The 12,963-nt window shown below is 45.7% G+C and carries 12 protein-coding genes; 3 read left to right on the forward strand and 9 right to left on the reverse strand.

All coding sequences use genetic code 11. The annotated features are described in order from the left end of the window. Positions 1 to 117: 117 nt before the first annotated feature. The 8 genes from DEHRE_RS12635 to clpP all read right to left on the reverse strand — a co-directional run bounded on the left by DEHRE_RS12635 (position 118) and on the right by clpP (position 7,681). A complete protein-coding gene (locus DEHRE_RS12635; protein WP_025206186.1) occupies positions 118 to 1,767 on the reverse strand; it encodes a cell wall-binding repeat-containing protein in 1,650 nt (549 codons plus the stop codon). Positions 1,768 to 1,777: 10 nt separating this feature from the next. Next, positions 1,778 to 1,957 carry a hypothetical protein gene (locus DEHRE_RS14925; RefSeq protein ID WP_162147879.1) on the reverse strand — a complete coding sequence of 60 codons (180 nt, stop codon included), beginning with the start codon at positions 1,955 to 1,957 and terminating at the stop codon, positions 1,778 to 1,780. A gap of 256 nt (positions 1,958 to 2,213) precedes the next feature. Beyond that, positions 2,214 to 3,842 carry a cell wall-binding repeat-containing protein gene (locus DEHRE_RS12640; RefSeq protein WP_025206187.1) on the reverse strand — a complete coding sequence of 543 codons (1,629 nt, stop codon included), beginning with the start codon at positions 3,840 to 3,842 and terminating at the stop codon, positions 2,214 to 2,216. A 93-nt stretch (positions 3,843 to 3,935) separates the two neighbouring features. Then, positions 3,936 to 4,610, reverse strand: coding sequence for a hypothetical protein (locus DEHRE_RS12645; RefSeq protein ID WP_025206188.1), 675 nt, complete (start codon positions 4,608 to 4,610; stop codon positions 3,936 to 3,938). A gap of 109 nt (positions 4,611 to 4,719) precedes the next feature. Next, positions 4,720 to 4,875 carry a hypothetical protein gene (locus DEHRE_RS14865; protein ID WP_158208571.1) on the reverse strand — a complete coding sequence of 52 codons (156 nt, stop codon included), beginning with the start codon at positions 4,873 to 4,875 and terminating at the stop codon, positions 4,720 to 4,722. Positions 4,876 to 4,972: 97 nt separating this feature from the next. Beyond that, a complete protein-coding gene (locus DEHRE_RS12650) occupies positions 4,973 to 5,752 on the reverse strand; it encodes a hypothetical protein (RefSeq protein ID WP_019224695.1) in 780 nt (259 codons plus the stop codon). A 153-nt stretch (positions 5,753 to 5,905) separates the two neighbouring features. Next, a complete protein-coding gene (gene galU, locus DEHRE_RS12655; protein ID WP_025206189.1) occupies positions 5,906 to 6,862 on the reverse strand; it encodes a UTP--glucose-1-phosphate uridylyltransferase GalU in 957 nt (318 codons plus the stop codon). A gap of 189 nt (positions 6,863 to 7,051) precedes the next feature. Beyond that, positions 7,052 to 7,681, reverse strand: a complete 630-nt coding sequence (gene clpP, locus DEHRE_RS12660) for an ATP-dependent Clp endopeptidase proteolytic subunit ClpP (RefSeq protein WP_019224693.1) — start codon at positions 7,679 to 7,681, stop codon at positions 7,052 to 7,054. Between the two features lie 258 nt (positions 7,682 to 7,939). Between clpP and DEHRE_RS12665 the strand changes: the two genes are divergently transcribed. Continuing rightward, positions 7,940 to 8,389, forward strand: coding sequence for an Hsp20/alpha crystallin family protein (locus tag DEHRE_RS12665; RefSeq protein WP_019224692.1), 450 nt, complete (start codon positions 7,940 to 7,942; stop codon positions 8,387 to 8,389). A 196-nt stretch (positions 8,390 to 8,585) separates the two neighbouring features. Continuing rightward, positions 8,586 to 9,722 carry an MGDG synthase family glycosyltransferase gene (locus tag DEHRE_RS12670; RefSeq protein ID WP_019224691.1) on the forward strand — a complete coding sequence of 379 codons (1,137 nt, stop codon included), beginning with the start codon at positions 8,586 to 8,588 and terminating at the stop codon, positions 9,720 to 9,722. 164 nt (positions 9,723 to 9,886) lie between these two features. Here DEHRE_RS12670 and DEHRE_RS12675 read toward each other — a convergent pair whose 3' ends face one another. Continuing rightward, a complete protein-coding gene (locus DEHRE_RS12675) occupies positions 9,887 to 11,266 on the reverse strand; it encodes a citrate/2-methylcitrate synthase (RefSeq protein WP_019224690.1) in 1,380 nt (459 codons plus the stop codon). A 232-nt stretch (positions 11,267 to 11,498) separates the two neighbouring features. On the opposite strand from DEHRE_RS12675, the gene DEHRE_RS12680 reads away from it, so the two are divergent. Further along, on the forward strand, positions 11,499 to 12,755 hold the full coding sequence (locus DEHRE_RS12680) for a CapA family protein (RefSeq protein ID WP_019224689.1): 1,257 nt from the start codon (positions 11,499 to 11,501) through the stop codon (positions 12,753 to 12,755). Positions 12,756 to 12,963: the final 208 nt, after the last annotated feature.

Raw genomic sequence — 12,963 nt, forward strand, 5'->3', positions numbered from 1 at the left:
ATCAGTTCCGACCTTTCAGGACATAATTCGTTTTCACCGTTTATCAGTTTACTACAGTTTTCCTCATTTTACAATTCAAAAGGGGGACAAAGATCCGTCTCCTTGTCCCCCCTCCTGCTATATTTTAACCATCTGGTATTTGATCCGGATAATCGCATTGTCACTGATGACGGATTTGCCTCCGAAAACCACCAGTTCCACATCCGGCGAGATACTCTGAAAATATTTCTCGGTATCGGAACCGGCTGCAGGCCCTTCCGTCGGAATCAGCAACAGCGGCGCATCCGTATTAGCAGCAAGCGCTGCTCCCGCCAAAGCATCCGGGAAACCCTCCCCGGTCGCCAGGTAGATCTTCTGGGCATCGGGATACAGGGACTGCACGACTGTAAGCGAAGTATTGTAGCGGTTATTACCGGCAAAACGCCGGACTTTGTCCGCAGAGAGACCTGCGATACCGGTGATGCTGCCGGCGACCCCGGCAGATACCGCACCCTCCCCACCGGCAATATATAGCTCAGACGGTTTCAGGGTCTGTAGAAGTTCTGCGGTGGCCTGCGGCAGGCTGTCTTTTGCCGTCAATAGCAGCGGATATCCTTTGGCTGCGGCAGCTGAAGCAATACCTAAAGCATCCGGGAAATTTGATCCGGTCGCCACAGCAACTCCGCTGCCCTCAGGAAAATGAGACGCAATGAGCGCTGCGGTCTCATATCTGTCCTGACCCGCTATTCGCTCAAAATCTTCTGTCCAGGAAACAACTTCCTTCAGCCTGTTCTCCACCCGGGATGATAACGCAGTCTCACCGCCAAGAATAATCACTTTCAGTGGTTTCAGAACGGTTAAAGCGACTTCCACCCGCTGGTCAAGCTGATCCTTTGAAGTAAGAAGAATTGGCGCATGATTCTGTTTCGCCAGGGATACCCCGGCTAAGGCGTCTGCGAAAGCATCGGATCTCGCGATGACGACCGTCTCACAGCCGTAAGGCCACCCTTCATAAGCAATTTTTACAGCTGTGTCAATCCGGTCTATGCCGGAAATTCTTTTCACAGTTGAAAGCAGCAAATTGTTTTGACTCCTGGAGATCATGGGAAGGCCCAGCGTGTAACCGGCATAGTGAACCGGTTCGGGCGTTTTCCAGACAGAATTCTTTGACGGCAGTGTACCCGCCGGCAGCAGTGACTTCGACACCGGTGTGATACTGACGGGATCAGTCAGGCCCTCATAATAATCAGTGGCAATCAGTTTCAAGATTTTATCCTGATAGGCTACCCTGCCTGAAGCAGCCGCAGTATTCGGATTATTGGTGATGGACCAGCTGTTGTAAGCCCAAATCGCAAAATACCAGTTTTCCAGTTTTCCGGGGTCGCCGTCTCCGATGGTCGGCGTCATATTCCACTTGGATTTCAGGACTTCAGCCCCGTAGGCAATATTATAGGCAATATCCGTTTTCAGGTGGTTAATCGTCTCCGAATCGGAAGGATCATATACCCCAATCTGCATAATGCCGAGGTAAGGCCTGCTGCCTGAGCCCCCCGTCACAACATTGCCCGAACTGTTCCATTGACGCCAGCCTGATTCTTTGAACGCAATCGCTTTGAGGATCTCCGCAGGGACTTTCTCCTCCAGGGCCACCTGGTCAAAGATCCGGGATATCTCCTCGGGAGTAGGATTCTGGTTTGCTGCCTGAACAGGCAGCGGCCTGGCCGGGATCAGCAGCAAAATGCTGAAAAGCACGGCCAGGAATAACCGGATATATTTTTTCGAACGCATTAATTACCTCCTAATCAGAAACACAGAAACCGCCGCTCCTTACCATCCATGGCCCCGGCAGCTCTTTGCCGTCCGTGGCAACGCTGCACCAGTCTATCCTTGGACATCGCGGCATTAGACCAGTCAAATGCTTTGTCATCCTGACGCATTCGACACCAGGCACATCGTATGCCATCTTCGTAGCCGTCACAAAACTTGAAAGAAGTTTAGAGTAAATAAGTTCGTCTTAGAGACAGATTTTCCTTCCCCAAAATTTTTCCAAATGGCTGAAAGCCGCATAAACGCTCATAAACAAAATTCCGACAAGAAGTGCTGCTTGCCGGAAAAGGTCAATATTATTCCATTTAATGGATGATCTTGCTTGCAAACCTTCTCATCAAATTGACTGGTTATGGACTGATTATTAACAGATTCTTGACGAATCTATCATTGATTTATGGATTGAATCACATCTGTCTGAGTAAATATTTTACGCGGGTAACCGTATATTCCGAAATGGAAGCTTCCGGGCCGATCACTTTAACATTTGTAGAAGAAGCCATCTTTTTTAGATAATTTTCTGTTGGCCCGTTTGTCGTGAATCCCTGCGGAGAAATCAGCAATAGACAGGCATTCTTCGTTGCAGCCAGGGCGCCAGCGGCGAGAGGATCTGCAAAATCGAGTCCGGTAGCCATATAAATCTCCTGCGTACTGGGAAAGAACGCTTCCGCAATCATCACCGAAGTCTCATAACGGTTGCTCCCGGCAAAACGAACAATATTCCCCGCAGACAATCCGGTTGTCTGGGTCAGGGCTGTCACTACTTCAGCAGTAATGACTTTTTCCCCGCCGCCAATATAGATCTTTCCCGGTGAACGTTTGCTTAAGTCCTGTCTTGTAACCTCAGGCAGGCTCCGGGTTGAAGTCAGCAGCAGAGGCATTTCGTTGGCAGCTGCAGCTGTGGCCAGACTTAACGCATCCGGGAAATCCAGACCCGTAGCAATAGCCACGCTGGCATCTTTGGGAAAATCAGCGGCAATCCGTACCGCTGTCTGATAACGGTCCGCCCCGGCAATCCGAGAAACATCAGAGGTCCAGGTCAAAACGGCCTTGAGTCTAGTCTCAACTGGTTTGCTGACAGCCGTCTCTCCACCCAGAATAATCACTTTTGCCGGCTTTAAGGTATTCAACACCTCAATGACACCTTGATCAAGTTGATCCGGGCTCGTAAGCAAAATCGGTGCGTTATATTTTTTAGCCAGAGGTACGCCGGCCAGAGCATCAGGAAATGCATCTGAACGGGTAAGAATGACGGTCTGGGCACCACTCGCCCATCCGTTCAAGGCAATTTGATTGACCGTGTCTATCCTGTTCTGACCTGAGATTCGGGTGGTTGTGCCAACTGTGCTGGAAGTCAAGTCTCCCAGGGTATACGGTTCAGGTGTATTCCAGATCTGACTGCTGCTCGGAAGCGTGCCAAGCGGCAGAAGTTCGGCGGGAACCGGCGTAATTTGGACAGGTACGACAATACCCGGAAAATATGCTGTTGCGGCTTTGCGAATGATCGCGTCCTGATAAGCTACCTCGCCTCTGGCAGCAGCATTATTCGGGTTGTTGTACGCCAACCAGCCATGATAGGCCCAAAGCGCAAAATACCAATTCTCCAGCTTGTTACGGTCCCCATCACCAATCTTCGGCGTCATCTGCCATTTTTCATTCAGCAGTTCCGCACCGCGGGAAATATTATAGTCGATATCATATTTAAGTTTATTAACTTTTTCGGTATCTCCAGGATCATAACTGGTAACCTGCATGATTCCGAGGGCAGGATTCGAGGTGCCGTCTGTGCTGCCGGTTACCACTTCACCATTTTGATCGAATTGTCTCCAACCCGATTCACAATAGGCAATTGTTTTTAGCAGTACGCTCGGAATTCCTTTGCTTCTGGAAATCGTCTCAAGCTTCTGAGCAACGACCTCCCGGGAAGGATTCTGGTACGTCTGAATCTCTGCCCCAGATGCCCCGGAACTATAGACCGGCAAAAACAATATTACGATCAGCAGAACCGCAAGCGCTCCCGGCTTTCTCTTGAACATCCGTTTCTCTCCCCGTCTTAATCTTTTTAAGACTTATCTTCTCAGCTCCTAGAATTCGCCATCGTTCAGTTAAATCCTGCAATATTTTGCCGGCTATATTGCCGTTTCGCCCGTAATCAGCCAGCTCTGACCAATTTTAATCAGATTCGCCCTGACATGCACCTGATGTTCCTGCTCTTCCCCCAAAGGATACTGCTCGTCCAAGTCGTAATCTCTGGCCGTGTAACGGTAAACAGCATTAACTGTCGCCGAAAGCTTGTCGGCAGATTCGATTTGCACGTCATCAAAAATAATATTGCCTACATCCAGTCCGATTCCTCTGGAAATAAATCCTTCCGCTTTCTGGATATGCTTCTCCATCAGTTCTCCAGTGTAGGCATTGGCAATCGCAATTCTGAACGCAGTCATATCTTTGGCCTTCCAGGCATCAAAGAGTATTCCCAGACCCTGTTTATACTGTGCAATAACCGCTTCCTGTTCTGCCTCAGTCAAGGCGCTTGTGCTTTCGTCAGTACTGTTATTTGTACTGTCATTTGTACCATCAGCTATGCCGTCAACAATGCCATTTCCTTCGATAGACAAGTCCGGAAGAGCATTCTGAACAGCATCACCGTTCTGAACGGTGCCTACCTTGGCCGCGTTGTCCTTTTCAGCCGGAGAATTTACTTCCGGGTTCAAAGTCGTTGACCATAAAAAGTACCCCCCTGCGCCGAGGCACACCCCCAGAACAAATACCAGTACTGTGATCAACCAAAATTTTTTACGCATAAAATCACAATCCCCTCAATAATGGATAGAATGGTAACTATTTCCATTCTATCCGTTCTACGGGGATTTTAAACATGGTTCAGCCTATTTTTATTACAGGACTGTGGACCTATTCTTCCTTATCCAATCTCTTCATAATTACGGACAAGGCTCCGACCCCCAATTGAATCAGGGAAGGGAAGCTCTCAAAATACCCCAGCGCCGTGCCCAGAGAGCCAAAATGAATCAACAGAATAAACAGCATAATGACAAGGTTAAAAATCAAAAAAAGTTATCCTAATCTCATGGAGGTTTGAGACAGGATAACTTTTTTAGAAGCGCTTCAAATGTTGTTTCAGGCGCCCATCAATGCATTAGGAATGCTATTCAGAACGTTTCGTGGCAAAAGGAGTTGCCCCGTAAACCTTGGAACTCATATCATCCCGCAGCAGATGCGCGTCCAAATCATGAATCTCGAGATGGAATTGTTCAATTCTTACTTTGTCCTTACTGTCAAAGGCATCGATCCCTCTATTCAGAAGATTTCTGAAATATACATCAAAGGTTGACGCCTGACTGGAATTGACCTCATTTTCCATTTGCTTTTCCCATAAGGTCTTATGGAAAACAATGTACTTCTTAATATCCTGTTCGTTCATCTGAGGCCCTGCGGTGACACCGTACAGATAACCATCCGTGTACTGGTGGATGTTCCAGGCGGCTCCGAAGGCAAGAGTCCTGGATGCATCGCTGAGCGCTCTCTCGCCAAAATACTCCTCAAGCGAAGGCGCAATATTCAAAAGACTCAGATCCGGTTCCCTGTACTTTTTGACTTCATTCGTGCTGCTGGCAGAATCGTCTGTGCCGTCAGCCTGATTGGGTGCTGTAACGGTATCTCCTGCAGTACCTTCTGCAGCCGGTGTTCCCCCGGTATTGGGTGAAACCGTACTTTCTTCACCCTGAGCAATGGTCTGATCAGCATCCGTCTCTCCACCGGCATAATTGACCGGGGGCGTCTGGATAACCACTTGGTCCTCTGGTCCAACTACCTGGCCACGAAATACTTTCCAGGCAGTGGGCCCATAAATTCCGCCAATAATGATTACCCCCGCCAGAACAACAGCCCCTGCAAGAGTTAGGATGCTTTTGCGGCTGAAATTCATCCTTTTTCCTCCTTACTATAGGTATTTTCTGTATAATATTACCAATAGCAAAGAGAAAAGCTTGTCACATTGAGGATAGTAAACAACCTATTTTCTGTGAAAGTACTTTATTTTCCGCCGTTTTTTCCGGGCAGCATCCATTTACTTACCCGGTTAACTGTAATTCTTCTTAATATCATAAAGTTTGTCCAAATTATTGCCTGCTGAAAGCAGGCGAAGCTCCTGACCTTCTTTCTGATACCGGCTGACAATATCGGTCAGATAATCCATCAGGCTTTCGCCAATTTCTTCATGTCTTAACGCAAATTCAATGGTTGCTCTGACAAAACCAAGTTTGTCCCCGACATCATATCTTTTCCCTTCAAAATTGTAGGCATACACATCCTGAACCTTGCTCAACTGCGCAATTGCATCCGTCAGCTGAATTTCTCCATTTCTTCCCGGAGGCAATTCCGCGAGGATATCAAAAATTTCCGGATTAAGAATATACCGGCCCATGATCGCAAGCGGAATATCAGGCGCTTCCTCCGGGGTCGGCTTTTCAAACATGGCTTCCGCCTTGTACAGTCTCGGAGATATTCTGCTGCCATCAATAATCCCGTATTTGGACACTTCTGCCGGCAGTACTTCCTGTACGCCAATCAGATTGCTGTTATAAAGCTCGTAGTACCTAATCATTTGTTTCAGACAAGGCTCTTCCGAATAGATCACGTCGTCTCCCAAAAGAACGGCAAACGGCTCATTGCCAATAAATCTTCTGGCACTGTAGACGGCATGACCAAGCCCCAGAGCTTCTTTTTGGCGGACATAATGGATATCGACCATCTCAGCAATATGTTTGACCATATCGAGCAATTCGGACTTTTCTCCGTTTTTTAGAAATAGTTCAAGTTCTACAGAACGGTCAAAATGATCCTCAATGGCTCTTTTGTTTCTTCCTGTGACAATAATGACATCTTCAATACCGGATTGAACCGCTTCTTCAATGATGTACTGAATGGTCGGTTTGTCTACGATTGGCAGCATTTCTTTGGGTTGAGCTTTGGTCGCAGGAAGAAATCTTGTACCCAATCCAGCCGCGGGTATGACTGCTTTACGAATTTTCTGCAAGATTTTTCCTCCTTTTTTTTATTGTTGCTTTGGTTGTTTTTGAACAATCCGAGTTTAGTATGCCGAATTTATCTTACTTTTATGTTTTTTTCTGAATGGACGTCAAACGCCTCAAATGATTACTCAATGAGGCGTTTCCGATATCCAGGATTTTCTTCAGGGTTTTTTATGAAATTTTTTTAAGAGATTCTATTTTAGCGGGTTTTTCTTCTTTTGCTCAAGCAGTGCTGCTTTTTCCAGTACCCGGTCAACAATTCCGTATTCTTTAGCTTCTTCAGCGGACATATAGTAGTCACGGTCCGTATCCTGCTCGACTTTGTCCAAAGGCTGGCCGGTTCTTTCGGCAAGAATCCTGTTCATTTTGTTTTTCGTTTTCAGCAACTGTTTGGCGTGAATTTCAATTTCTGTAGCCTGCCCCGATAAACCTCCCCCAGCAATTAACGGCTGGTGAATCAGGATCTCAGCATTCGGCAGGGCAGTACGCTTACCTTTCGTGCCGGCAGCAAGCAGGAAGGCACCCATACTGGCAGCCATTCCAATACAAATGGTCTGTACATCAGGCCTGATGTACTGCATCGTGTCGTAGATGGCCATCCCGGAAGTAATGGACCCTCCGGGACTGTTGATATAGACAAAAACGTCCTTTTCAGGATCTTCCGCCTCGAGGAAAAGCAATTGCGCAACTACAACATTGGCAACGTTATCATCGATTGCTCCGCCCAGGAAGATAATACGGTCTTTGAGGAGCCTAGAATAGATGTCGTAAGAACGTTCACCGCGATTCGTTTGTTCAACTACCATCGGGATAAGATAACTCATATTTGTTCCCTCCATCATTGATTGTTAATTTTGATATGTCTCTATTTTATTACAAAGGTCAATAAAGGTCAAATAATTTGGACAACTTTTGGTCATTTTTTTGTTCGAATTATTTCATTCATATTATTTGATTAATTGCCAATAGTACGTTCGTCTAAACATTGAGACGGTATATAAATCATCTGTCAGGTTAAGATAATCCTAGTACGATTGATAAAAGCATTTGATACAAATCCAAAAATATTGGGGGCTGGAAATATGAATCTTATACCATTCCATCCAATGCGCAATGCAGATCAGATACGCCGTGAAATCAATAGGCTTTATAGTTTTCCATATACTTTTTTCGAAGACGAGTTCGCTCCGCGCTTGGCCGTTCCATTTACCGACATCTATGAAACCGACGAAGAGATCATTGTTTCCTGCGATCTGCCAGGACTGCAAAGAAGAGAAGATGTAGGCATTCAGATTGAAAACAACATGATAACCATCAGCGGTACTTTAAACCGCGAACAGCATGTGATTCAGGAAGATCGCCTACACAAAAAAGAAAGGTATACCGGTCAATTCCGCCGCTCCGTCTCTCTTCCGGCGACCGTTTCCATTGATAATGTCAGGGCAATTTATAAAAATGGTGTTTTGAATGTATTCCTGCCCAAAACAGACAGCAGGGAGAAAAAGTCTGTGCAGATTGAGTTTCAGTATTAGTAGATCGCGAAACTGTGGCCCATAGACTATTATAAGGTCGTTTAAGTATGTCTTCCTGCCAGAAGATTGCTTGTGTAGTTATTCCTATTTGCCAAAAAATAATAAATAAATTTATGTTGGTTATCGACCATAAACTGTTATAATGTATAAGGATAACTTTCAGCATCTTATGCTTTTAATTGAAGGGAGAATATTCGTGCCTAAAGTAATGATTTTCTCTGCGTCTACAGGACATGGACATAATCAGGCCGCAGACTGTCTGAAAAAGGAGCTTGAAGCTTCAGGCTATTCCGTCCGGATTGTAGAACCCTTAAAAAAAGAAGAAAGCTGGATCATGGAAGCTCTTATCGATGACGGTTATCATATACTCGCAACAAGATTACCGAAAATGTACGGTAAACTATATAAGATTACCTATAACGAGTTCTTAAATAAAAATGTCAAAAGAATTTTAAACAGGGCCATGGATAGTGTCATCGAACAGCTGATTCAAGAGTACAAGCCAGACCTGCTTATTACCACCCATCCTCTTCATGTCGGTGTTGTTTCCTATTTAAAAGCATCCGGACGCTTAAATCTGCCTTTTATTTCGCTGGTTACAGATTATATGGCTCATCAGTTTTATGTGAATAGTTTTGTTGATGCCTACATTGTTGGTTCATGTTACACCAAGGATACGCTTACGGAAAAAGGTGTTCCTGAAAATAAAATACACATTTTCGGCATTCCGGTACGGGAAGAATTCCGTCAGCCCCGCCTTGTCAGAAACAATGATGTATTTACACTGCTGATCATGGGCGGGAGCATGGGCATCCCCTATATCAAAAAATGCCTGAAAACGCTTATGGAAAACCGGCATCATCTTCGCATCCTGGTAGTATGCGGAAGCAATCGCAAGCTTTGGACTGATCTTGCAAAAAAGTACACAGGTACCTTTAACGCCAAAGATGTTGTCATTTATGGTTTCACATCGAACATCTATGACCTGATGGACCAGTCCGATGTGATTATCACAAAACCCGGCGGTCTGACTGTCTCGGAAGCGATCAACAAAAATATCCCCATCATTATTCCATTTTTTATTCCGGGACAAGAAGAAGAAAACACCGAGATTCTAGTTAAAGCAGGTGTTGCTGTCAGAACCTCAAAGATCTCCGAACTTAATCCTCTGATCGACAGTTTCTGTCTAAATCCCGGTTTACTTGAAGAAATGCGTAAGAATGCTGCGGACTTGGCCCGACAGCTTTCTCCGGGTAGTATCGTAGGGTTGGCTGATCAGCTGCTGTATGAAGGCCCTCAAGTCAAAGAATATCTGAGAGCGCATCAAAGTTAATATTTCTACGCAAAAAGCAAAGCGGTGCTGCAAAACTACTAAAGTAGTTGGCGACACCGCTTTCTTAATGTTAAAAGACAAAGAAACCAAAGAAGGTAGGGCTACGCAATGTACAACCGCTTTCGGCTGTTGTCTTCATCCGCGTATTTATTTAAAATCTCTATCTAATTCCTGCCGGAAAGCGGAATATATTCCCGCCTTGGAGCAACGCTTTTATAGGCCGGTCTAACAATCTTACCATTATTCACAATCTCTTCGATCCGGTGGGCGCTCCATCCTGACATTCTGGAGATCGCAAAGATCGGGGTAAACAGTTCCAGCGGAAGCCCCAGCATTTTATAGACAAAACCGGAATAAAAGTCCACATTAGCGCTGATGACCTTGCCTGACTTGTTATGGCCCAGGACAATATCGGGAGCAAGTTTTTCCACTCTGCTGAATAAATCATACTCTTCGGCTAGACCTTTCTCTTGAGCGAGCTTCCCGGCGTATTCTTTAAGCAGGACTTCCCTCGGATCAGAAATCGAGTAGACGGCATGGCCAATCCCGTAAATAAGGCCAGACCTGTCAAAAGCCTGTTTATTCATAATCTTCATCAAATAAGCCTTGATTTCATCCTCATCCTGCCAGTCTGTGACATTTTGTTTAATGTCTTCAAGCATATTGTAGGTTTTAATATTGGCGCCTCCATGCTTGGGACCTTTTAAGGCGCCAATAGCAGCAGCCATGACCGAATAAGTGTCCGAACCGGTCGAGGTAATGACATGCGTAACAAAGGTCGAATTATTCCCGCCGCCGTGTTCGGAATGCAGGACCAGGGAAATATCCAGCAGGGCAGCCTCAAGCTTCGTGTATTTACTGTCCGGCCGGAGCATGTGAAGAATATTTTCCGCTGTGCTGAGATGAGGCAGTGGACTGTGCAGAAATAGGCTCTTGTTTCCATGATAGTGCGCACAGGAGTGATAGCCATACACGGCCAGCAAAGGCATCCAGGCAATCAGTTTCATGCATTGTTTCAGGACATTTTCGATGGAATTGTCATCGGGGTTGTCATCATAGGAATATAGGCTCAGGATGCTCCTGGCCAGCATATTCATGATATCCTTGCCCGGGCTTTTCAGGATAGTACCCCGGACAAAGTCCTCGGGCAGTTTTTGATATGCCGTCAGCACCTGTTCAAAATCCTTCAGCTCCTCGGCGTTCGGAAGATGCCCGAACAGAAGCAAATAGCTCGTTTCTTCAAAGCCGTATCTTTCGTCTTTGATAAAGCCGTCGACGATGTCATTAATATCGATACCTCTATAGGTTAATCTTCCCGGAACAGGAATCTTTTCTCCTTCGTCTATAATATAGGAGTGCACTTCACCAATCTCGGTCAGACCGACGAGTACGCCCTTGCCTTCAAGATCACGCAAGCCCCTCATTACTTGATATTTACTATATAGCTCAGGATTGATTTTACTGCTGTCTATCGCTTTCTGCGTCAGTTCTTTAAACATTTTTGTTTCAAATTGTTCGAATTGTACGGACTCTGTTTGTTCCATTTCCCTACCTCCTCTGGATCATAAAGAAAGCTCGGCTGGCACCAAGCCTTCAGCGATAACATTCACCATTTATTCTTCCTGTCATTATAATTCGTTTTCGCTTTGAAGTAAATGTATTATAATGACTAAGAGCGACCATCCTATTCGCAGACAAGTCTAACAAAGCCAGACTATAAATCAAAAATTCTATGATCAAAAAATTATTATATCATTATCATTTGAGGTCAAGCTTATGAAAAGAAGACTCCTGATTATCCTCCTCTGCACAGTCGCTGTCCTATTCATTGCGGGCGGTCTGATCGCCTACCAATATACCAACCAGATTTCTTTTCAAAATCCTCCGGATCCTTCTTCGCTTCCGGAATCCGAGCCGCAGCCTTCCTATGTGGATATCTCTATCGCTTCCGTCGGCGACATCCTGATTCATAACACGGTCTATATGGCCGCTTACGATTCTTCAACAGGTCTGTATGATTTCAGCAGCCAGTTTCAGTATGTTAAATCCTATCTTGGAAATGCCGATATTACCGTAGCCAACCTGGAAACCTCGCTTGCCGGGCCTGAGCAGGGCTATTCCGGTTATCCCAAATTCAATACCCCTGATTCGATCGTTGATGCTCTGAAGGAATCGGGCATTGACATTGTTACCGCAGCCAACAACCACCGTTTAGATCAGGATATCACCGGATTCTACCGGACGATCGACGTTGTCAAAAACAAGGGACTGGATATTATCGGCGTCAAGGCTACCGAGAAGGAAACCACCTATGTCGTCAAGGACATCAAAGGTGTTAAAGTGGCGTTTGTCAATTTTGGCTACGGCTATCCGCAATATGACGGCAGCCTGAGCATCAATGGTCTTATCCTTCCCGTCAACATGACCGGACTGATGGATACCTTTGACCCGCAGGATTTTGACAGTTCTGCGCAAACCATTAAGGCGAGAATCACCGAAGCGAGACAGGCCGGAGCGGAAATCGTCATTTTGTGTATGCACTGGGGAGATGAATATCATCGACTGCCTAGTACCTTTCAGCAGGACTTGGCCTCCGTACTGGCTGACTGCGGCGCAGATGTGATTTTTGGAGGCCATCCGCATGTGCTCCAGCCCTTCGTATTTTTGGCCACAGACAACAATGGAACTGTTCCGGTTTTTTATTCTCAGGGAAATTTCATCTCAGATCAGCGTCAGGAAACCGTCGATAACATTTATACCGAACAGGGAATCATCGCCAATGTGACGATCAGGGTATATCCAGATCACACCCATCAAGTTCTCCAGGCGGACGCCGTTCCTACTTGGGTGAATAAAAAACGCCTGAATAATCAATTGATTTATGAGGTTATACCCGCCAAAGCTGCTCTGGACAATCCGGGACTGTATCCCCTTCTGAAGGATGCAGATCTGGAACGGATCCGGTTCTGCAGGGACACTGTGCAGAAACTAATGCCTGAAGCAGGAAAAGAACTCGAATCCCAATCCAACTGAAATAAAAGGGTTAGAACCGTAAAAATAAACCTATGCGCATATGTTCATATGTCCATAGGTTTATTTCTTTATCACCTTGCCTCCCCGGACTTCATAGAATAAAATAAAACAAATCAAATATCTTACAAATCAGCCTGCGGGGGGGATCCGGCATGTACGCCTATACATTTAAATATGGTCAGCGTGCAGCGTTCTTTGTTGTCATTAT

Origin of the sequence: Dehalobacter restrictus DSM 9455 (assembly GCF_000512895.1) — a bacterium.
GTDB classification, from domain to species: domain Bacteria; phylum Bacillota; class Desulfitobacteriia; order Desulfitobacteriales; family Syntrophobotulaceae; genus Dehalobacter; species Dehalobacter restrictus.